Consider the following 19,562-nt stretch of genomic DNA (forward strand, 5'->3'; position numbering starts at 1 on the left):
GGACGTGTCGTCTACCGGACCTACGGTCCACCGGAGCTGCGGTCTACCGGACCTTCGGCCTACCCGGCGTGCGCAAGCGCCCAGTCGAGGGCCTGGTCGGCGACCTCCTCCCAGCCGGGCGCCGCGGGCAGCAGGTGCGGCATCCCCGGGTACTCCTTCACCTCGGTGACCGTGTCCGACTTGTAGTGCCGGGCGTTGGACTGCTGCACCTTGGGCGGCATCAGGTGGTCCTTCTCGCCCGAGATGAACAGCAGCGGCGCACGGGCGTCGTTGTGGTAGTCGACGTACGTGCTCTGGTGACCGGGGCGCAGGGTGGCCAGGGCGCTGTCCCAGAAGATGGCGCCGGAGGCGGGGATCGCGTACCGCTCGTACAGCGCCTTCGACTCCTCCTCGGAGAAGGTGTTGGTGAAGGCGTAGTGCCACTGCTCGGCGGTCAGACCGACAGCGCGATGCCGGTTGGCCGGGTTCTTCAGCACCGGGAAGGCCGCCTTGATCTGCGTCAGCGGCACGACGGCCACGCCCTCCGTGGGCGCGGAGCACATGGCCACCCCGGCCGCACCAAAGCCGCGGTCGAGCAGAAGCTGGACGAACACGCCGCCGGCGGAGTGGCCGATCAGGACGGGCGGCTTGTCCAAGGCCCGGACCTCCTGCTCCAGGCTCCCGATGATCTCCTCGACAGTGACCTTCTCGATGGGCGTGGTGTCGGTGTTGAGGGACTCGACCTCCGCCTCGAAACCGGGGTAGGCGGGCGCGAGGACGCGGTAGCCGCGCTTCTTGTAATGGTCGATCCAGTGCTCCCAGCTGCGCGGGGTCACCCAGAAGCCGTGGATGAGGACGATGGTGTCCGGGGTGCTCATGGCTGCCGTTCCTTCCGGAGGGGCTCAGCGGGTGGCGTGGTACGCGGCCTCGATCTGCCGCACGACGGCGTCCGGCCGGGACATCATCACGACGTGCGAGGCACCCTTCACTTCTACGGTCCCGCTGTCGGCCCGACCGGCCATGAACCGCTGAAGGGCGGGCGGAATGACACGATCGGCTCCGGCTACGACGTACCAGGACGGCAGGCTCTTCCACGCCGGTGCGCCGCTGGCACCGGACAGCCCGCCCACGCTGCCGGGGCGCTGGGAGACCGCCATCACCCTGGTGGTGGCGCGTGGCAGGTCCTGGGCGAAGACGTCGTGGAACTTCGCCGGATCGATGGAGCCTTCGGCGTCGGTGCCGTCCGGCAGCGGACGGAGCACCAGCGCGTCCTCCAGCATGCTGCCGGGGAACATGCCGGCCAGCTGCAACGCGCTCTCGCCCTCGTCGGGCGCGAAGGCGGCGACGTAGACGAGCGCCTTGACGTGGGCGTGGCCCCGGGCGGCGTTGGTGATGACCTCGCCGCCGTAGGAGTGGCCGACGAGGATCACCGGACCGGAGAGCGCGGCGATGATGCCGGAGAGATATGCGGCGTCACCGGCCGGGTCGCGCAGAGGGTTGGCCGGGGCGAGGACCTGGTGACCGGCCTTGAGCAGCCGGGTGGTGACGGCGTTCCAGCCGGAGGCGTCGGCGAAGACGCCGTGGACGAGGACGAAGGTCGCCTTGGAGCCAGGCCGGTCGGCATGGGCATGGGTACCTGCTGCGGCGGGGGTTGCTGAGGCCCCGAGCGTCAGGGCGCCGCCCGCCGCGATCAGTCCGCCGAGCATGCTGCGGCGGGATCGGCCTTCGGGAATCATCGAGTGGTTCCTTCCGGAGTCAGTGGTTGAGGAAGTCGAGCAGGTCGGCGCCGAGTTGCTCCTTGTGCGTGTCCGTGATGCCGTGCGGAGCGCCCGGGTAGACCTTGAGCGTCGCGTTCTTGATGCGCGCCGCCGACGCCTCGCCGCCCACCTCGAACGGCACCACCTGGTCGTCGTCGCCGTGGATGACGAGGGTGGGGACGTCGATGGCGTCCAGATCCCGGCGGAAGTCGGTGGCGGAGAAGGCGGCGACACACTCGAATGCGTTCCGGTGCCCGGACTGCAGGCCCTGGCGCCAGAACGCGTCGCGGATGCCCTGGGAGACGTCGGCGCCGGGGCGGTTGTTGCCGAAGAACGGCCCGTCGGCCAGATCGCGGTACAGCTGTGACCGGTCGGCCAGCGAGCCGGCCCGGATCGCGTCGAACACCTCGACCGGCACGCCGCCCGGGTTGTCGTCGGTCCTGAGCATCAGCGGCGGTACGGCGGAGACCAGGACGACCTGGGCGACGCGCGCGGTGCCGTGCCGGCCGACGTAGCGGGCGACCTCGCCGCCGCCCGTCGAGAATCCGACCAGGGTGACATCGCGCAGGTCGAGCGTGTCGATGAGGGCGGCCAGATCCTCGGCGTAGGTGTTCATCTCGTTGCCGTTCCAGGTCTGCTCGGAACGTCCGTGTCCGCGTCGGTCGTGCGCGATCGCGCGGAATCCGTGGGTGGCCAGGAGCAGTTGCGTGGCTTCCCAGCTGTCGGCGTTGAGCGGCCAGCCGTGGCTGAGCACGACCGGGCGGCCCTCGCCCCAGTCCTTGTAGTGGATCCGCGCTCCGTCGGCTGCGGTGACGAATGGCATGGGAACACTCCCGGTGACAGGGGATCTTCCGGCTCATTGATCAGTGGCTCTGCGGAACGTGAAGCATTGGTGAAGGGGAGCATGGCACGGGCGTCGCCCACCGGCTGTGCTCTGCGCGCCGGAGCCTTGCCCCTCTGTGCCACGACGCTCTCGTCCATCGCACCCGACGGTGGATCGCGTACCGGAGCCGTCGAGTCAGGTGCCCGATGAACGCGGCTTTGTCGCGAGTGGCCCTTACGCCGCAGACTGCTCCTCGGGGAAGCAGCGGCGACAGGCCGCTACCGCAGCCTGGGAGGCGCCGTGCTGGTTCTCGACACCGACGGCTTACCCGTCGCCGACCGCTACGAGGCTCTCCGCAACGTGGTCGCGCGGGAGGGCGGAGTCGACGTGGTCGAGGAGGACGAGCCGGCGGCGACGATGTGGAAGAGGCTCGAGATCTGGCACATCGGGCCTCTCACCCTGTTCGACACCCGGGGCACGGGCGCGCGCTTCGTGCGCTCCTACCGCAAGACCCGCCGTGAACTGGTGGACACCGTCTCGATCATGACGCAGGCCGAAGGGTTCGGCACGGGCGCCTTCGGCTGCGACGGATACCAGCGGCGACTGGGACCGGACGGCGTCGGCCTGACCCCCCACATGGTCGCGTCGCACGAGTACGGATGGTCGGGCTCCGGCCGCTCGGTGGCCTTCTCGGTCGACATCGCCCATCTCGCCCTGCCCGTCGACACGGTGCGGGCCGCCATCCCTCTGCTGCAGCACAGCCCCGTCGAATCGCTGCTGGTGCAGCACATCCGCGGACTGCGCCGGCACGCGGACCGGTTCAGCGGCGGCCCCGAGGCGGAAGCCCTCGCCGCCGCGACCGTGCAACTCACCCGTGCTCTGATCGTCTCGGCCGCCGGAGACGACCCCACACGCCGGAAGGTGGCGCAGGAGACCCTGTTCACACGGGTCCTGGCCTACCTCCGCGCACATCTCACCGAGCCGGATCTCACGCCGCAGCGCGTCGCCCGGGCGCACGGCATCTCGGTGCGCACCCTCTACCGGCTGTGCGAGGAAGGCGGACTGAGTCTCGAGAAATGGGTCATCCGCCGCCGGCTCGAAGGCGCTCGCGAGGACTTGGCCGCAGCGGAACAGGCTCATCGCACCGTGGAAGCCATCGCCCGCTCCTGGGGCTTCGCCCATCCCGCCCACTTCTCCCGCCGCTTCCGCGAGACCTACGGCACCAGCCCCAGCGAATGGCGACGTCACTCCCGGGACGGCCGCTCCCGCCGTGCGGCGCCTCCACCTTGATCAGCGTCCGGTAGGCGGTGGTGTCCGGGGGTTCACCGACGGGGCGATCGTCCGCCTCCACCCAGGCGTGGGCGGCGAAGGGTGAGGTGCGTACCCCGGAGCACCAGGTGGGCCAGTGGCCGTGCATACGGCACAACAGGGCGGTGGCCAGGGAGCGTTGGAGACAGTAGCGGCCCGCGCACAGGGTGCTGACGGCGGTCACGTCCTGCCGGGCCCGGAGGGCTTCGTCGTGGCGGGCGGGTCGGGCACCGCTGCGGGCCAGGTGCAGGGCCGTGCGGATGCGGCGGGGCGGCAGAAGGGCGATGAGCCGGGCGGCGGCGACGGCGGTGTGGGCGGCGATGCGGCGGCTCACCGGCGGCCGGACGCCCCCGGTGTCCAGGACCTGGCTCACGAGGCGGACACCAGCGCTTCCTTGAGAAGGTGGTCGAGGAGGGCGGTGACGTCCGCGGCCGCGCGCTCGCGGGTCACCGGGCGTGCGGCGAGGCGGGTCGGCCACCCGGTCCGGTGCGGCCCCGTCGAGGAGCGCTGTGACGACGAGAGCGCCGGTGCTGTTGAGCTGCCAGTACCGGCCGGTGCGCTCGTCGAGCAGCACCATGCCGTCGCCTGTGGCGCAGGCGGTGACATCAGGGCGAAGTCGGTGCAACGTCCTTCTCTCAGAGGCGGCTCGTAGAAGTCCAGGGTCTCCATGGTCATGAGCGCTTCGTTCACAGCGGTCACCTCCGGTCGCGGAGGCGGAATTCCCGCCCCCGGTCAAGCAGTTACGCACCCCAGAACCGGACGAGGCCACTGGAATCTGGACAAACCCATCGTGTGAGGGGTGAGAGGCCGACACCTGCCGCGCGCCAGGGAGGTGCACCGGCGCGCTCGCCGAACTCCCGAACGCGCCGCCGAAGGCGTCAGGAGAGTCCCGATGCCCGGAACACCGCGTGCACGGTCTCGTCGTCGATGCGGTGGCCGAGTCGTTCCAGGACATCCGCGCCGTGGCGCAGCGTGCCGCGCTCCAGGGAGCGGCGGACGCCCGTGTCGAGTTCGTGCCAGAGCAGGGGGTTGGCCGTGAGGATGCGGGGGTCGAGTTCCAGGCGGTGGCTGTGGACGTCCCGCAGGACCAGGTGGGACGAGATGCCGTCGTACTGGCGTACGGACGTCAGTGCGTCCGTGCGGATGATGAGGCGGCGCCAGGGGGTGCGTACCGCCAGCCAGCCGGGGCCCGCGCTGACCTGTGGCGGCAGCAGGACGCTGAACACCGTGGCCGACAAGAGGCCCCAGAGCAGGGCGCGCAGAGGCGTCAGACTTCCGCCGTCCCAGTCGACCAGAAGGAACATGGCGTAGAACACCAGAGCCCAGCCCACCGCGAGCCGCGCACCGTCACGCCAGTGGCGGTCGCCGACCGGGGCCGTCGGTGAGCTCCGTTCCATGTCTCCGAAAGTAGGCGGCCGTACGGGCGCTGTGACCACTGCTGACGGGGTTCTGGCGCCGCGCGGGCGAATATTGACGGGTTTCCGACGCGCTCGGCGGGGTCTGTCGATCCGTCGACTGGATGCTTATGCTTCATGACGTTCCGGAACTCAGACCTCCGTACGTCTATCGGAAGGGCTCCATGGAGAGGCTCCGCAGCGCGCAGTGGTACGAGGGACAGGACCGAAACGCCTACATACACCGGGCCTGGATGCGCCGCGGAGTGCCGGGTGACGCCTTCACCGGCCGGCCCCAGATCGCGATCGCCAACACCGCCTCTGACCTGACTCCCTGCAACGCGCACCTGAACGAGGTCGCGGCCTCGGTCCGCAACGGCGTGTACGAGGCGGGTGGCATCCCGCTCGACCTGCCCGTGGTGTCGCTGGGGGAGACGCAGGTGCGGCCCACCGCCATGCTGTGGCGGAACATGGCAGCGATGGCCACGGAGGAGATGCTCAGGGCCAACCCCATCGACGGCGTGGTCCTGCTCGGCGGCTGTGACAAGACGATCCCGTCGCTGCTCATGGCCGCGGCCTCGGTGGACCTGCCCGCGGTGGTGGTTCCCGGCGGGCCCATGCTCAACGGCACCTTCCGCGGCGGCCTGCTGGGCTGTGGCACCGGTGTGTGGAAGCTGTCGGAGGAGGTCCGGGCGGGCACGCTCTCCCAGGAACAGTTCTCCCGCTCCGAGTCGGCGATGATCCGTAGCCGCGGCCACTGCAACACCATGGGCACGGCCTCGACGATGGCGCTGGTGGCGGAGGCACTGGGCACGGTCGTGCCGGGTACCGCGGGCATCCCGGCCCCCGACAGCCGTCTGCTGGAGGCCGCGCATCACACCGGTCGACTGGCGGTGGACATGGTGGGCGCCGACCGGCGACCGGGGATGTTCCTGACCGAGGCGTCCTTCCGGAACGCGATCGTGGCACTGGCCGCGATCGGCGGCTCGACCAACGCCGTCGTCCATCTCCTGGCCATCGCGGGCCGGTTGGGCATCGACCTGTCGCTCGACGACTTCGACCGCATCGGCTCCCGTGTACCGGTGCTGGTGGACCTCCAGCCGGCCGGGCGTTTCCTCATGGAGGACTTCCACCGTGCCGGCGGGCTGCTCGCCGTCCTGCGCGAGGTGCGCGACCTGCTGGATCCCGACGCGCTGACCGTCACCGGCAGACCGTTGGCCGACTTCCTCGACGACGCCGAGATCTGGGACGGAGAGGTCATCCGTACCCGTGCCGAACCGCTGGTCGCCGAGGGCGGCATCGCCGTCCTGCGCGGCAACCTCGCCCCCGACGGGGCGCTCGTCAAACCGGCCGCGGCCTCCTCGCACCTGCTCCGGCACCGCGGCCGGGCCGTCGTCTTCGACTCCATCGAGGACTTCCACGCCCGTGTCGACGACCCCGAGCTCGACGTCGACGCCGACTCCGTCCTCGTTCTGCGCGGCTGCGGTCCCAAGGGCTACCCGGGCATGCCCGAGGTGTCGAACATGCCCCTGCCGAAGAAGCTGCTGGAACAGGGAGTGCGTGACATGGTCCGCGTCTGCGACGGCCGGATGAGCGGCACGGCGTACGGCACGGTCGTCCTGCACGTGGCTCCCGAGGCCGCGGCCGGCGGCCCGCTCGCCCTCGTGCGGACCGGGGACTTCATCACCCTCGACGTCGAGGCCCGCCGGATCGACGTCGACGTCCCCGCCGGCGAACTCGCCCGCAGAAGCCCCGGCAAGGCCACCGTCACCGGCTTCGCCAACCCCCGGCGCGGCTGGGAACGCCTCTACGTCGACCACGTCCTCCAGGCCGACACCGGCGCCGACCTCGACTTCCTCGTGGGCTCCAGCGGCTCCGAGGTGACCCGCGAGTCGCACTGACACCGGGTCACCTCAGGGAATCACCAGGTCACGGGCAACTCGGTGACACCGCCGGTGAGGGTGGTACGGACCTCCAGCTCGTCCAGCTCCTTGGCGAGCCGCAGACCGGGCAGCCGGCGTGCCAGGGTGGCGAACACGATGCGCAGTTCGACACGGGCCAGGCTCGCGCCGATGCAGAAGTGCACGCCGTGTCCGAAACCGAGGTGGTTGCGTTCGGAGCGGTCAGGATCGAAGGTCTCGGCGTCCGAGTAGACCGAGGAGTCACGGTTGGCGGCGTTGATCGACAGGACCACGGCGTCGCCGCGCCGGATGGTGACGCCGGCGACGTCGACATCGGTGTGGGCGTAGCGCAGCAGGCCGAGGTCGCCGGGAGCGCCCAGGCGCATGATCTCCTCGACGGTGGCGTTGACCCGGCCGTCGGGGTCGGCGGTCAGCGTCTGCCACTGGTCGGGACGGGTGAGCAGGAAGAGCGTGCCCAGGCCGATGCGGTTGACCGTGGTCTCGTGCCCGGCGAACAGCAGCCCGACGCAGAGCTGGATCATGTCGGCGTAGTCGTAGTCCGCGTCGGTGCTCTGCGCGTGTACGAGGTCGGAGATCACGTCCTCGCCCGGCTGTGCGCGTTTCGTCTCGGCGAGTCCCGTCATGTACTCGTTGAACTCGTCACGCGCCTGGTGGGCCGCGTCGCCGATGGCGTAGTTGGACATGCGCTCCGACAGTGAGGCGAAGCGCTCGCGGTCGCTCTCGGGCACGCCGAGCAGCCGGCAGATGACCGCGACCGGCAGCGGGAAGGCCAGCCCGGCCTGCAGGTCGACGACCCCGTCGGGGGTGGCGGCATGCTCGGTGATCAGCTGGTCGACGCAGTCGTCGACCAGGTGCTGGACATGGTCGGTGAGCATGCGCATCCGCTTGGCCGAGAACGCCGGGGTCAGCAGCCGGCGCATCCGCGTGTGGTCGGCCTCCTCGGTGTCGTAGTTGCCGGTGGGTCCGTCCAGTACGGCGGCGGACGTCAGTCGTGAGGCACGTTCCGGTTCGGGATGGGAGCGGCCCAGTCGTTTGTCGCTGAGCAGGTCGCGGACCTCCTCGAAACGGGTGACCAGCCAGGCGGGGTCCCCGGCCGGTGTGGTGACCGGCGTGACGGGCGCCTCCCGGCGCAGCACGTCGTACAGGGGCGCGAGGTCGAGCACGTTCGGCCTCGGGAAGGGCAGTTGCTGACGCTCGGCGGCAACGCTCATGGCGCTCCTTCTGTGATCTCAGAATTCGATCTTCGAGCCGCCCCGACCGTAGCAGTTTGTTGGCAGTAACTGTCATTAAAGTTTCGGACAGTCATCCCACGTCGCGGGCATGTTTAGATCGCCTGATGGAGGACTTCGTGGCGGACAGTGAGCGGGTGCCCCGCCGGGGACGGCCGCCGGTGAGCGACGAGCAACGCGGGCGGCAGCGCCTGGACATCTCCCGCCACGCCGTCCGGCTGTTCGCCGAGCAGGGCGTGGCCGCCACATCCGGCGAGCAGATCGCGAAAGCCGCCGGGGTCTCCGAACGCACGTTGTGGCGCTGCTTCCCCACCAAGGAGAGCTGCGTCGAGCCGCTGCTCACCCAGATGATCGACGCCTTCCGGACGGTGCTGCACGCCTGGCCGCCCGAACTCGGCCTGATCGACCACCTGCGCGCGGCCTACCAGCCCGTCATCGACTCGTCGTCCGGCGCGGATGTCGAGGCGGTGCTCGCGGTGGTCAGGATGACCCACGACGAACCCGCGCTGCGCGCCGCCTATCTGGTGCTCCGGGAGCGTGCGGAAGAGACGTTCACCGAGGTGCTCGCCGAACGCATGGGCATGCGGCCCGACACGTTCGACGTCCGGGTACAGGCCGCCGTGATGAGCGCCGTGCTCAAGGCCGCGGCCGACGATCTCGCCCGTGAGACAGCCGGCCGAGGCATCACCCTCGAAGCGCTGGAGGGACATCGCGACCGCCTCGCCGACGCACTCGGGTTGGCCACCCGGGGGCTCTCGGGGCGGTAGCGACACGTACTAGCGAGCCGGGTCGCCGTCGTACTCACGGCGGGCACGGTCGACCTTGTCCAGGTTGCCGGCCGCCCACTCGGAGAGATGGGCGAAGAGCGGGGCGAGGCTGCGGCCGAGTTCGCTGATCTCGTACTCGACGCGAGGGGGGACCTCCGGGTGGTACGTGCGCACGACCAGCCCGTCGCGTTCCAGTTGGCGCAGTCGCTGGGTCAGCACCTTCGGAGTGATGCGGGCGATGCGCCGTTGCAGTTCCACGAAGCGCTGCCGGCCGTGGGCGTGCAGGGTCCACAGGACAGGTGTGGTCCACCGGCTGAAGACGATGTCGACGACCGGCGAGATCGGGCAGGCGAGCACCGGTTCGGTCGTGCTGTCGGCTGCGATGGGTGCGGCGTCGGCGGCCATGCGCTTCCCTCTCGGACAGTCGCTTTCCTGTAGGTACCTACTTTACTTCCGGTGTTAGCGTCCCCCTGTCCCGCCCGGCCATCGGGCGACGCCAACCACTTGGAAATCAGGGGGAGTTACTCATGATCGTAGTGACGGGGGCGACCGGTAACGTCGGCAGTGCGCTCGTACGGACGCTCGCGGCGGCCGGTGAGCGGGTGACCGCGACGTCCCGGAGCATCACCGACGCTGACGTTCCCGAGGGCGTCCGGCATCACAGGGCGGACCTGACCGACGCCGAGAGCCTTCGCCCGCTTCTCGACGGCGCCGACGCGCTGTTCCTGCAGAACGGCGGGCCCAGCGCCCACCTGCTGAACCCCCGGCACATCATGGACGTCGCCAAGGCCGGCGGAGTCGAGCGCGTCGTGCTGCTGTCCTCGCAAGGAGTCGCCACGCGGCCGGAGTCGGCCTCGCACGGTGGCACGGCACGCGCCATCGAGGACGCCGTGCGGCAGTCCGGCCTGGACTGGACCGTCCTGCGTCCCGGCGGTTTCCACTCCAACATGTTCGCCTGGGCCGAGTCGGTACGCACCCGAAGGACCGTCGCCGCGCCGTTCGCCGATGTCGGCCTGCCCACGGTCGACCCGGGCGACATCGCCGAGTCGGCCGCCGTGACGCTGCGCGAGAGCGGACACGCCGGCCAGATCCACGAGCTGACCGGGCCCGCGCTCAGCACGCCGAGGCAACGAGCCGAATCGATCGCGGACGCGCTCGGCGAACCGGTCCGCTTCATCGAGCAGACCCCTGACGAGGCCCGGGCTCAGATGCTCCGGTTCATGCCCGAGGCCGTGATCGAGACGACGCTGGCCATCCTCGGCGAGCCCACGCCCGCCGAGCAGCGGATCAGCCCTGACGTCGAACGGGTCCTCGGCCGCACACCTCGCACCTTCGCGGCGTGGGCTCGACAGCACGTCGCCGCCTTTCGGTAAAGCACGGCAAGCACGACCCCTCGCCGTTCCGCCTCCCCGACCTGCCGCCCGAGTTCGCCCCGTCCGCCCGGGCAGGGATGTCCGAGTCCGACCGGTCTCTGTTCATGGTGATGACGCGGGTCCTCGACCCGGCCACCGCTCGCCAGGCCTGGGCGGACATGAGGGGGAACCAAACCGGCGGCCCCGTGAGCAAGGAGTTCGAGGCATCGCCCGCCGACGCCGACGAGCGGACCCGCCAGGACATCGCCGAGCGCCTGGTGGCCGAACGGGCATAGCCGCAGCCGCGGCCCGGGACTCAGGCCACCGTGGTGTGTACATAAGAGCGAAGCGCGCTGTTCACCATCGCCGTCGAACCGGCCCAGCCATGGTCAGACAGGGAGGACGAAAGGAGGGTGCGCCCCGTTGAGGAAGTAGTCTCCGACATCCCGGAGCCGGTGCGCGACGGGCTCGTACAGCGTGTGCGTGCGGGCATTGCGCCAGAAGCGGTCGAAGCCCAGCCGTGCGGACGCGGAGCGGACACCGATGATGTCGAGGGCGCGGGCGGTGGACTCCTGCACGGCCTTGGACGCGGCGGCTTCGGACATGGCCACGAGGACGGAGATCTCCGCGTACTCCTCGTAGCCGAGGTCCTCGCCGCGTGCCAGCCCGTCGTGCACGGCATCCCGCGCCTGGTCGGCGAGCGCGGACGCGGAGCGGGTGAGCACGGTGAGCTCCCCGTACGCGGTCAGCACCTGCGGGTCCTGCGGCGAGCCGACCGGCCAGTCCGGGTGCCAGTGGGAGTGGCCGGTCCTGCTGTACTCACGGGCTTCGGCGAGCACTCCCTCGGCCATGCCGAGACGGAGCTGCACCGAAAGGAGACGCCCGACCGGTGACACCAGGGCGGTCAGGGGCGACAGGACGTCCTCGTCCGCGGCCAGGGAGCCCAGCACATCGTCGGCGGAGACCGGTACGGCGTCGAACTCGACGCTCCCGCCCGCCGCGAGCCGCTGCCCGAAGGGGTCGGCGTCGCCGTCGATCACCACGCCCGGGAGGGCGGGATCGACCACGACGGCGAGCGGCTCGCCGGTGTCGGCCTGTACGGCCCGCACGGCGAGCCGGTCGGCGACCAGGACACCGGCGGCGTAGCCCTGCCGGCCGTTCAGCGCATACCCCCGCGCGTTCCTGACGAGTGACAGAACCGGTTCCTGACGCGCCAGGCCACCGCCCCAACACCACTGCTCCGCTGCGGAGCGCCGCTCCAGCCGGGCGGCGAGAGCGGGCTCGGTGAAGAACCGGGCGCTCCACGACATGAAGTAGTGACAGCCGAGCAGTTGGCCGATCGCGCCGTCGGCCGCCGCGATCTCCCGGACCACGGTGTACGCCGTGGGCCAGTCCTCGCCGCCGCCCCCGAGCGCGGCCGGTATCAGGAGCGTCAGCAGGCCCGACTCGCGCAGCCGGGACACCTCGTCGAACGGGGGCTTGCCCGCCTGCTCCCTGGCCACCGCGTCCGTGGCCAGATCGTCCGCCGTCTCACGGGCCACGTGCAGCCAGTGTGTACGTCCGGGCCCGGTCGGCTCGGACTCCGTGCCGGGGCCGGTCGGCGCAGGGGCTGGGCCCATGGCAGAGGTCTCCTCAACTTGTGTGGGGCATGCATCATCCTGCGCAGCGGCCCGAGGCGCCGTCAATACTTTCCTAGTAATTCTATAGGGAATGTAGGGAACGCGGGGAACGGCGGTATGCGGCCAGCCGAGTCCTCAGCCTCTGCACGGGCGTGGGCGGCAGAGCCCGCGCCGCGCCCCGCGCGTAGTGGCGCTCGACATAGAACTGCCCCACGCTGAGCGCGGTGGTGATGGCGATGTACCAGAGCGTGGCGACCATCAGCAGCGGGATGACCTGGTAGGTCTGGTTGTAGACCAACTGCGCCGAGTACAGCAGGTCGTGCACGGCCAGCACGCTGACGATGCTCGTGCCCTTCAAGGTGCCGATCAGCATGTTGCCGGCGGTCGGCACGATGGAGCGCATCGCCTGCGGCACCACGATCCGGCGCAGGGTGCGCGCGCTGCCGATGCCGAGGGCCTGGGCCGCCTCCTTCTGCCCGGAGTCCACCGAGAGGATGCCGCCGCGCACCACCTCCGCGGCATAGGCGGCCTCGTGCAGCGTCAGGCCGATGACGGCGGTGAGGGCCGGTCCGAGCAGGTTCACCGTCTTGACGGTGACGAACTGCGGGCCGAACGGGATGCCGAGTCCGAGCGTCGGATAGAGGGCGCCGATGTTGAACCAGAACAGCAGCTGCACCAGCAGCGGAGTGGACCGGAAGATCCACACGAAGCCCCAACTCAGCGTGGCCAGCACGGGGTTGTCGGACAACCGCATCACGGCCAGCGGAATGCCGAGCAGGAAGCCGAGCACCATCACCACGCCGGTCAGCCACAGGGTGAGGAGCAGCCCGTCGAGCACGGCGGTACTCGTGAAGTACTGGCCGACCACCTCCCACTGGAAGGCGCGGTTGCGGACGACGGAGTTGACCACCATCGCGAAGGCCAGCAGCGCGACGGCCGCGGACAGCAGGCGGCCGACGCGCCGGCGCGGCACGATCCGTGGGAGATCGTCGTCGGGCCCTCGGCCCGGAACCCGGCCGGAGGGCGCTGTCGGAGGCCCTGCGGAGGGGGCAGGTGCGGAGTCGGTGAGATCAGGCGGCGAGACCATCGGAAGGATCTCCAGGGAGGGAGGCGCGGCATGGGTACGGGACCGGAGTCCGGCTCGGGCGTCATCACGCTCGCCGCGTCCCTCAACGCGGTGCGCCCGATCGTAAGGGTCCGACACACACAGGTGTCAACCACGCACCGGAACCGCGCAACTCCCGTCCGGCATCCGGGCCGTGGTTGACGAAAAGCGAGATGTCCTGCTCAAGTAGTCGCATGAATGCCGGACAGCGCCTGGTCAGCCGGGTCCACATCGACTTCGGTCGAGTGTGGTCCGCGGCGTGTTGCGCCTGACACGGCAGCGGGCCGTCTGACCGGCCCTTCCCTCCCTCGGTGTCCCCGTCGCGGGCCGAGTCTCTCTTCTGACACGCGCTGCCGTCGCACCACCCCGCCCGGGCCCTGTACCCCGGCGTCATCACCCCTGTTCACCACCTGGTTCCCCACGCCCTGAGGCGCCGTCACACCCGGCCGCCCCGAGGGCGTGCCCCGCCGTGTCTCCGTCCGAACTCGGCGTGTCATCAGAGGACTTGAGGAAAGGCCATACCCATGCCCGTGGAGTTCCTCGGCATCGCCGCCACCCACGACGGTTCCGAAACCACGCCGCGCTCCGGCGCCGCCTTCGACAAGGAGTACACCCTCCGGCTCGCCCGCGCGCACGAGGACCACGACTGGGACCGGGTGCTGTTCGCCTACGGCTCCGGATCGCCCGACCCGGCGCCGGCAGCCGCCTACATCGCGAGCAGGCTGGACCGGCTCCAGATCCTCCTCGCGCACCGGCCCAACGTCTCGTACCCGACCTTCGCCGCGAAGACCTTCGCCACCCTCGACCAGATCAGCGAGGGCCGCCTGACCGTGCACTTCATCACGGGCGGCAACGACCACGAACAGGGCCGCGAGGGCGACACCCTCACCAAGGACGAGCGCTACGCCCGCACCCGCGAGTACATCCGGATCGTCAAGAAGATCTGGACCACGCGCGAGCCCTTCGACCACGAGGGCGAGCACTACCGCTTCCACGACTTCGTCAGCGACGTCTTCCCGGTCCAGCAGCCGCGCCCGAACGTGTCCTTCGGCGGCTCGTCACCCGCGGCGTACGCCGCCGGCGGTGCCGAGGCCGACGTCTACTGCCTCTGGGGCGAGCCCCTGGCCAAGACCGCAGAGCAGATCGAGACGGTGAAGGCGGCGGCGAAGGCGGCGGGCCGCACCGACGTGCCGCGCATCCAGGTGGCCTTCCGCCCGATCATCGCCCCGACCGAGGAACTGGCCTGGGAGAAGGCACACCGCACGGTCGGCGCGATCAAGGCCCGCAAGGAGCGGGGCGAGGCGATCACCAAGCGCCACAACGGACTCGCCCAGCACCAGGCTGCAACACCTCAAAACGTCGGCTCGCAGCGCCTGATCGCCATCGCCGAGGCGGGGGAGCGCTACGACCGCGCCCTGTGGACCCCGACGGCCGCCGCGACCGGCGGCGCGGGCAACTCCAACGCCCTGGTCGGCACCCCGGAGACGGTCGCCCAGGCCCTCCTGGACTACTACGACCTCGGCGTCGACATCCTCTCCGCCCGCGGCTACGACCTGCTGGGCGACGCCATCGACTTCGGACGGCACGTGATCCCCATCGTCCGCGAGGAGGTCGCCAAGCGCGACGCCGAGCGCGCTGCCCGCGGTACGCAGACCCTCGCGGCGGTGAACGGATGACCTCCGCACCGGAACTGACGTTCATTCACGTCCCCGTCTCCGATCCCCGCGTCGAGCCACTCCTGCGCGAACTCGGCCACGAGTACTCCAGACGCTACGGCAGGGACGCGCACACCGAGATAGCCCGCTACCCCGACGAGGAGTTCACCGAACCGCACGGCGGCCTGCTCCTGCTGCTCCTGGAGCGCGGCGAACCCGTCGCGGGCGGCGCCTTCCGCCGGTACGACGCCACCACGGCCGAGCTGAAGCGGATCTGGAGCCACTCCGCCCACCGGCGGCGCGGTCTGGCCCGGCGCGTCGTCGCCGAGCTTGAGCACGAGGCGGCCGTCCGCGGCTACCGCCGGATCTACCTCACCACGGGCCCGCGCCAGCCCGAAGCCCGCGGCCTGTACCTGGCCACCGGCTACACACCGCTGTTCGACACCGAGGCCGACCCGGAGACCATCGGCCCGCTGCCGTTCGAGAAGCACCTCGGAGAGGCCCTGAAGCCGTGAACACCCCCACGATCAGAACCCAGCTGCGCGGCGCCGCCGCCCTCGCCCTGCTGCCCGTCCTGGCGCTGACCGCCTGCGGCTCCGGCGGCACCCCCGGCACCACTCCCGCGGGCGCCCAGGCGTCCCCCGCGCCCACCGACGACCCGGTCGCCGCCGTACGCAAGGTGGACTCCGCCGCCGCCCTGCTGCCCGCCGACGTCCGCAAGGCGGGCACCCTGCGCATCGGCAGCTCCGTCGGATTCCCGCCCGGGGCCTACTACCCGAACGGGCCCGGCAAGGCGCCCGCGGGCCAGGACATCGACATCGCCGACGCGGTGGCCAAGGTCCTCGGCGTGAAACCGGCGCGGCAGGACGCCTCCTTCGAGACGATCCTGCCCGCCCTCGGCAGCGGCAAGTTCGACGTCGGCACCGGCAACTTCGGTGTCACCACGCAGCGCCTGAAGACCGTCGACTTCGTCACCTACATCAACGACGGCCAGGGCTTCGCCGTGAAGAAGGGCAACACCACACTCAAGAAGAAGGTCACCGACCTGAAGCAGCTGTGCGGGCTGACCATCGGCACCGGCGCCGGCACCACCTTCGAGACGACCCTCACCGCGCAGAAGGACATCTGCGCGAAGGCCGGCAAGAAGCCGTACGAGGTGAAGGTCTACTCGGAGAACGCCGCGACGCTCACCGCGCTCCAGCAGGGCCGCATCGACGTGATCATGTCGACGATCAACGGCCTGCGCTACCAGGCCTCCCAGCCCGCCTCCCAGACCACTTTCCTCGGCGAGTACCACCGCCTCGACGTCGGCTTCGCCTTCCGGAAGAACTCCCCGCTCACCAAGGCCTTCCAGGCCGCCGTCGACGTGCTGATCAAGGACGGAACCTACGCCCGGATCCTCGAGAAGTGGGGCACCTCCGCCTCCGCGATCGACGCGTCGCAGATCAACCCGCCCGAGCACAGGTGACCCATGAGCAGCGACACCATCACAGAACCGGCCCCCAGGCTGGTCGAAGACCCGGCCGAACTGAAGGTCGTCCCCACCCGCCACTACGCCCGCTGGGCCGCCGGCGCCGCCGTGATCGTGCTGATCGCCCAGTTCGTCCACGGCCTGGCCACGAACCCCGTCTGGGAGTGGAACGTCTTCCGCGACTACGTCTTCTCGGAGACGATCGTCCAGGCGGTGTGGGTGACCCTCCAGCTCACCGCCTACGCCACCGTCCTCGGCTTCCTCCTCGGCACCGTGATCGCCTTCATGCGGCTGTCGCGCAGCCCGCTGCTCTCGACCGTCGCCTGGACCTACATCTGGATCTTCCGGTCGATCCCGATGATCGTCCAGCTGGTGTTCTGGTTCAACCTCAGCGCCCTGTACAAGGAGCTGGGCCTCGGTATCCCCTTCGGCCCGGTGTTCTGGTCCGTCGACAGCAACACCCTCATCGGCACCATCGGCGCCGCCGTCATCGGGCTGACCCTGCATCAGGCGGCCTACGCGGCCGAGATCGTCCGCGGCGGTGTCCTCGCCGTCGACCAGGGACAGCTCGAAGCAGCCGCCGCGCTGGGCATCCCCCGGCAGCGGCAGATCCGCCGGATCGTCCTGCCGCAGGCCATGCGCGCCATCCTGCCCACCGCCGGCAACGAGATCATCGGCCTGCTCAAAGGCACCTCGGTGGTCTACGTGATGTCCATCGGCGAGCTCTTCTACCAGGTGCAGGTGATCTACGGCCGCAACGGCCGGGTGATCCCGCTGCTGCTGGTAGCCACCGCCTGGTACGTCGTCCTGACCTCCCTGCTGTCGGTCGCCCAGTACTACGTCGAGCGCCGCTACGCTCGGGGCGCCGACCGCACCCCGCCGCCCACCCCGTTCCAGCGCGCCCGGCGCTTCGTGACGAAGGAGAGCTCATGAATGCCGTCATGGTCGACGTCCACGGCGTCCACAAGAGCTTCGGCCCCCTGGAGGTGCTGCGCGGCGTCGACCTGGAGGTCCGCGCCGGCCAGGTCACCGTCATCCTCGGCCCGTCCGGCTCCGGCAAGTCCACGCTGCTGCGCACCATCAACCACCTGGAGAAGGTCGACCGCGGCTGGATCGGCATCGACGGCGAGCTCATCGGCTACCGCCGCTCGGGCAACAAACTGCACGAGCTGAAGGAGAAGGACGTTCTGAAGCAGCGGACCAACATCGGGTTCGTCTTCCAGAACTTCAACCTCTTCCCGCACCTGACCGTGCTGGAGAACCTCGTCGAGGCCCCCGTCTCCGCGCTCCGCCGCCCGCGCAAGGAGGCGGAGGAGACCGCCCGCCGGCTGCTGGAGCGGGTCGGCCTCGCCGACAAGACCGATGCGTATCCACGGCAGTTGTCCGGCGGACAGCAGCAGCGCGTCGCCATCGCCCGCGCACTCGCCCTCGAACCCAAGGTGCTGCTCTTCGACGAACCCACCTCGGCGCTCGACCCCGAACTGGTCGGCGAGGTCCTCGACGTCATCAAGGACCTCGGCCGCACCGGCACCACCATGATCGTTGTGACCCACGAGATCGGCTTCGCCCGCGAGGTCGCCGACACGGTGGTCTTCATGGACGGCGGAGTCGTCGTGGAGCAGGGCCCGCCCTCGGCCGTCCTCGACGCCCCGCAGCACGAGCGCACCCGCGCCTTCCTCTCCAAGGTCCTCTGACCACCCGCCTGTTACGCACACAAGGAGCACCACCGTGGCCACCCTCGCCGCCCGCCGCACCACCGCGGCAACGCTCGGACTCGCCACCGCCCTCGTCCTCGCCGGCTGCGCCAACCCCACCGACGGCGGCACGACCGAGGTCGCGGCCACATCCGGCAGCAAGACGAAGATCAACATCAGTCCCGACCAGAAGCGCGTCACGACCGGAAAGGTCGACTCCATAGCCGAGGAAGTCCCGGAGAAGATCCGCAGGAGAGGCACCCTGGAACTCGTCTCCTCGTCCGGCTCCGCCGCACCGCTGACCTTCTACGCCACCGACAACAAGACCGTCATCGGCGTCGAGCCCGACCTCGCCCACCTCGTCGCCGACGTGCTCGGCCTCAAGCCCCACATCAACACCGTGTCCTGGGAGAACATCTTCGTCGGCCTCGACAGCGCCAAGTACGACGCGGGCCTCAGCAACATCACCGTCACCGAGGAACGCAAGGAGAAGTACGACTTCGCCCCCTACCGCGAGGACAACCTGGGGTTCGCGGCGAAGAAGGGCAGCGGCCTGAAGATCACCGGGCCGAAGGACGTGGCCGGGAAGACCGTCGCCGTGAGCAGCGGCACCAACCAGGAGAAGCTGCTCGTCGAGTGGTCGGCACAGAACAAGAAGGCCGGCCGCAAGCCGGTGGACATCAAGTACTACCAGAACGAGAGCGACACCTACCTCGCTCTCCAGTCCGGCCGGATCGACCTCTACCTCGGCCCCAACCCGACCGCCGCCTACCACGCGGCCACCAGCGGGAAGACGGAGGTCGTCGGCACCTACTCCGGGGCCGGCGCGGGCCTCCAGGGTCTCATCGCGGCCACCACCAAGAAGAACAGCGGACTGGCCGAGCCGCTCGCCGACGCGATCAACCACATCATCGACAACGGCACCTACGCGAAGGCGCTGAAGCGCTGGGGACTGTCCGACGAGGCCGTGACCAGGTCGGAGATCAACCCGCCCGGCCTGCCGAAGAACGGCGGCTAGCCGTTACGTCCCGAGACCGTCCGCGACCACCAGACCGCTGAGGAGCATCCGACCATGTCCGGCATCCCTCTCGGGGTCCTCGACCTCGTCCCGATCCCGTCCGGCTCCACCGCCGCCGAGGCGCTGCACCACACCATCGACCTCGCCCGGCAGACCGAGCGGTTCGGCTACAGCCGCTACTGGTTCGCCGAGCATCACCTCAACCCGGGCGTGGCCGGGACCTCACCCGCCGTCGTACTGGCCCTGACCGCCTCCGCGACCTCCACCATCAGGATCGGCTCCGGTGCCGTGCAACTCGGTCACCGCACCGCCCTGTCCACCGTCGAGGAGTTCGGCCTGATCGACGCCCTGCACCCGGGGCGGCTCGACCTGGGCCTAGGTTCTGTCTCTTTGGTCAGTGTCGGGTCCAGATGAGGATGCAGGCGAGGTGTAGCGCGGCTTGGTAAGCAAGGGCGAGCTTGTCGGTTCG

Annotated in this window: 20 protein-coding genes and 2 pseudogenes; 12 read left to right on the forward strand and 10 right to left on the reverse strand. The window is 70.1% G+C overall.

All coding sequences use genetic code 11. The features are described from left to right. Positions 1-59: 59 nt before the first annotated feature. The 3 genes from ACZ58V_RS22535 to ACZ58V_RS22545 are packed head-to-tail and all read right to left on the reverse strand — an operon-like array spanning position 60 to position 2,559. On the reverse strand, positions 60-857 hold the full coding sequence (locus ACZ58V_RS22535) for an alpha/beta hydrolase (protein WP_468198335.1): 798 nt from the start codon (positions 855-857) through the stop codon (positions 60-62). Between the two features lie 24 nt (positions 858-881). Beyond that, positions 882-1,715: an alpha/beta fold hydrolase gene (locus tag ACZ58V_RS22540; protein WP_471291666.1), complete on the reverse strand. Its 834-nt coding sequence runs from the start codon at positions 1,713-1,715 to the stop codon at positions 882-884. A gap of 19 nt (positions 1,716-1,734) precedes the next feature. Beyond that, complete coding sequence (locus ACZ58V_RS22545) at positions 1,735-2,559, reverse strand: alpha/beta fold hydrolase (RefSeq protein WP_468198339.1); 825 nt, start codon at positions 2,557-2,559, stop codon at positions 1,735-1,737. A 300-nt stretch (positions 2,560-2,859) separates the two neighbouring features. On the opposite strand from ACZ58V_RS22545, the gene ACZ58V_RS22550 reads away from it, so the two are divergent. Then, entirely contained in the window at positions 2,860-3,849 is a 990-nt protein-coding gene (locus tag ACZ58V_RS22550) for a helix-turn-helix domain-containing protein (RefSeq protein WP_468198341.1), read from the forward strand. Positions 3,850-3,862: 13 nt separating this feature from the next. Here ACZ58V_RS22550 and ACZ58V_RS22555 read toward each other — a convergent pair. The 3 genes and pseudogenes from ACZ58V_RS22555 to ACZ58V_RS22565 form a co-directional block, all read right to left on the reverse strand. Further along, positions 3,863-4,345, reverse strand: a pseudogene (locus ACZ58V_RS22555) (lasso peptide biosynthesis B2 protein); the annotation flags it as partial. Then, on the reverse strand, positions 4,237-4,557 hold the full coding sequence (locus ACZ58V_RS22560) for a hypothetical protein (RefSeq protein WP_471291790.1): 321 nt from the start codon (positions 4,555-4,557) through the stop codon (positions 4,237-4,239). The pseudogene ACZ58V_RS22555 and the gene ACZ58V_RS22560, both read right to left, overlap by 109 nt. A gap of 188 nt (positions 4,558-4,745) precedes the next feature. Next, on the reverse strand, positions 4,746-5,264 hold the full coding sequence (locus tag ACZ58V_RS22565; RefSeq protein ID WP_471291669.1) for a hypothetical protein: 519 nt from the start codon (positions 5,262-5,264) through the stop codon (positions 4,746-4,748). A gap of 182 nt (positions 5,265-5,446) precedes the next feature. On the opposite strand from ACZ58V_RS22565, the gene ACZ58V_RS22570 reads away from it, so the two are divergent. Next, positions 5,447-7,162, forward strand: a complete 1,716-nt coding sequence (locus ACZ58V_RS22570) for an IlvD/Edd family dehydratase (RefSeq protein ID WP_471291671.1) — start codon at positions 5,447-5,449, stop codon at positions 7,160-7,162. 20 nt (positions 7,163-7,182) lie between these two features. Here the strand turns inward: ACZ58V_RS22570 and ACZ58V_RS22575 are convergent, their stop codons facing one another. Beyond that, entirely contained in the window at positions 7,183-8,394 is a 1,212-nt protein-coding gene (locus ACZ58V_RS22575; protein ID WP_471291673.1) for a cytochrome P450, read from the reverse strand. Between the two features lie 125 nt (positions 8,395-8,519). Here ACZ58V_RS22575 and ACZ58V_RS22580 point away from each other — a divergent pair, with 125 nt between their 5' ends. Then, the gene (locus ACZ58V_RS22580; RefSeq protein ID WP_471291675.1) at positions 8,520-9,179 is read left to right on the forward strand and encodes a TetR/AcrR family transcriptional regulator; all 660 of its coding nucleotides are present in this window, start codon (positions 8,520-8,522) and stop codon (positions 9,177-9,179) included. A gap of 9 nt (positions 9,180-9,188) precedes the next feature. On the opposite strand, the gene ACZ58V_RS22585 is transcribed toward ACZ58V_RS22580, so the two are convergent. Continuing rightward, the gene (locus ACZ58V_RS22585) at positions 9,189-9,584 is read right to left on the reverse strand and encodes a winged helix-turn-helix transcriptional regulator (protein WP_471291677.1); all 396 of its coding nucleotides are present in this window, start codon (positions 9,582-9,584) and stop codon (positions 9,189-9,191) included. Positions 9,585-9,706: 122 nt separating this feature from the next. Between ACZ58V_RS22585 and ACZ58V_RS22590 the strand changes: the two genes are divergently transcribed. Both ACZ58V_RS22590 and ACZ58V_RS22595 read left to right on the forward strand, forming a co-directional pair. Beyond that, positions 9,707-10,552, forward strand: coding sequence for an SDR family oxidoreductase (locus tag ACZ58V_RS22590; protein WP_471291680.1), 846 nt, complete (start codon positions 9,707-9,709; stop codon positions 10,550-10,552). Then, positions 10,519-10,827, forward strand: coding sequence for a hypothetical protein (locus ACZ58V_RS22595; RefSeq protein ID WP_471291683.1), 309 nt, complete (start codon positions 10,519-10,521; stop codon positions 10,825-10,827). The genes ACZ58V_RS22590 and ACZ58V_RS22595 overlap by 34 nt, the downstream gene beginning before the upstream one ends. Before the next feature lie 93 nt (positions 10,828-10,920). Here the strand turns inward: ACZ58V_RS22595 and ACZ58V_RS22600 are convergent, their stop codons facing one another. Next, entirely contained in the window at positions 10,921-12,150 is a 1,230-nt protein-coding gene (locus ACZ58V_RS22600; RefSeq protein WP_471291686.1) for an acyl-CoA dehydrogenase family protein, read from the reverse strand. Between the two features lie 82 nt (positions 12,151-12,232). Continuing rightward, the gene (locus tag ACZ58V_RS22605) at positions 12,233-13,237 is read right to left on the reverse strand and encodes an amino acid ABC transporter permease (protein WP_471291688.1); all 1,005 of its coding nucleotides are present in this window, start codon (positions 13,235-13,237) and stop codon (positions 12,233-12,235) included. A 542-nt stretch (positions 13,238-13,779) separates the two neighbouring features. On the opposite strand from ACZ58V_RS22605, the gene ACZ58V_RS22610 reads away from it, so the two are divergent. The 7 genes and pseudogenes from ACZ58V_RS22610 to ACZ58V_RS22640 all read left to right on the forward strand — a co-directional run. Continuing rightward, positions 13,780-14,931 carry an LLM class flavin-dependent oxidoreductase gene (locus tag ACZ58V_RS22610; RefSeq protein ID WP_468198362.1) on the forward strand — a complete coding sequence of 384 codons (1,152 nt, stop codon included), beginning with the start codon at positions 13,780-13,782 and terminating at the stop codon, positions 14,929-14,931. Further along, on the forward strand, positions 14,928-15,425 hold the full coding sequence (locus ACZ58V_RS22615) for a GNAT family N-acetyltransferase (RefSeq protein ID WP_189725233.1): 498 nt from the start codon (positions 14,928-14,930) through the stop codon (positions 15,423-15,425). Before ACZ58V_RS22610 ends, ACZ58V_RS22615 begins: the two co-directional genes overlap by 4 nt. Then, complete coding sequence (locus ACZ58V_RS22620) at positions 15,422-16,378, forward strand: ABC transporter substrate-binding protein (protein ID WP_471291692.1); 957 nt, start codon at positions 15,422-15,424, stop codon at positions 16,376-16,378. The genes ACZ58V_RS22615 and ACZ58V_RS22620 overlap by 4 nt, the downstream gene beginning before the upstream one ends. A 3-nt stretch (positions 16,379-16,381) precedes the next feature. Then, positions 16,382-17,314, forward strand: a complete 933-nt coding sequence (locus ACZ58V_RS22625; protein WP_468198367.1) for an amino acid ABC transporter permease — start codon at positions 16,382-16,384, stop codon at positions 17,312-17,314. Beyond that, a complete protein-coding gene (locus ACZ58V_RS22630) occupies positions 17,311-18,075 on the forward strand; it encodes an amino acid ABC transporter ATP-binding protein (RefSeq protein WP_471291695.1) in 765 nt (254 codons plus the stop codon). The genes ACZ58V_RS22625 and ACZ58V_RS22630 overlap by 4 nt, the downstream gene beginning before the upstream one ends. A 34-nt stretch (positions 18,076-18,109) precedes the next feature. Continuing rightward, entirely contained in the window at positions 18,110-19,093 is a 984-nt protein-coding gene (locus ACZ58V_RS22635) for an ABC transporter substrate-binding protein (RefSeq protein ID WP_471291698.1), read from the forward strand. Positions 19,094-19,147: 54 nt separating this feature from the next. Next, a pseudogene (locus ACZ58V_RS22640) lies at positions 19,148-19,474 on the forward strand (LLM class flavin-dependent oxidoreductase); the annotation flags it as partial. Between the last annotated feature and the right edge of the window lie 88 nt (positions 19,475-19,562).

It is taken from the genome of Streptomyces sp. NPDC040589 (assembly GCF_055594445.1).

Excerpts from the sequence above, each read along its gene's own strand:
- ACZ58V_RS22535 (WP_468198335.1), bottom strand. The coding sequence starts at position 857 with ATGAGCACCCCGGACACCATCGTCCTCATCCACGGCTTCTGGGTGACC.
- ACZ58V_RS22540 (WP_471291666.1), bottom strand. The coding sequence starts at position 1,715 with ATGATTCCCGAAGGCCGATCCCGCCGCAGCATGCTCGGCGGACTGATC.
- ACZ58V_RS22545 (WP_468198339.1), bottom strand. The coding sequence starts at position 2,559 with ATGCCATTCGTCACCGCAGCCGACGGAGCGCGGATCCACTACAAGGAC.
- ACZ58V_RS22565 (WP_471291669.1), bottom strand. The coding sequence starts at position 5,264 with ATGGAACGGAGCTCACCGACGGCCCCGGTCGGCGACCGCCACTGGCGT.
- ACZ58V_RS22570 (WP_471291671.1), top strand. The coding sequence starts at position 5,447 with ATGGAGAGGCTCCGCAGCGCGCAGTGGTACGAGGGACAGGACCGAAAC.
- ACZ58V_RS22575 (WP_471291673.1), bottom strand. The coding sequence starts at position 8,394 with ATGAGCGTTGCCGCCGAGCGTCAGCAACTGCCCTTCCCGAGGCCGAAC.
- ACZ58V_RS22580 (WP_471291675.1), top strand. The coding sequence starts at position 8,520 with ATGGAGGACTTCGTGGCGGACAGTGAGCGGGTGCCCCGCCGGGGACGG.
- ACZ58V_RS22585 (WP_471291677.1), bottom strand. The coding sequence starts at position 9,584 with ATGGCCGCCGACGCCGCACCCATCGCAGCCGACAGCACGACCGAACCG.
- ACZ58V_RS22590 (WP_471291680.1), top strand. The coding sequence starts at position 9,707 with ATGATCGTAGTGACGGGGGCGACCGGTAACGTCGGCAGTGCGCTCGTA.
- ACZ58V_RS22600 (WP_471291686.1), bottom strand. The coding sequence starts at position 12,150 with ATGGGCCCAGCCCCTGCGCCGACCGGCCCCGGCACGGAGTCCGAGCCG.
- ACZ58V_RS22605 (WP_471291688.1), bottom strand. The coding sequence starts at position 13,237 with ATGGTCTCGCCGCCTGATCTCACCGACTCCGCACCTGCCCCCTCCGCA.
- ACZ58V_RS22610 (WP_468198362.1), top strand. The coding sequence starts at position 13,780 with ATGCCCGTGGAGTTCCTCGGCATCGCCGCCACCCACGACGGTTCCGAA.
- ACZ58V_RS22615 (WP_189725233.1), top strand. The coding sequence starts at position 14,928 with ATGACCTCCGCACCGGAACTGACGTTCATTCACGTCCCCGTCTCCGAT.
- ACZ58V_RS22625 (WP_468198367.1), top strand. The coding sequence starts at position 16,382 with ATGAGCAGCGACACCATCACAGAACCGGCCCCCAGGCTGGTCGAAGAC.
- ACZ58V_RS22630 (WP_471291695.1), top strand. The coding sequence starts at position 17,311 with ATGAATGCCGTCATGGTCGACGTCCACGGCGTCCACAAGAGCTTCGGC.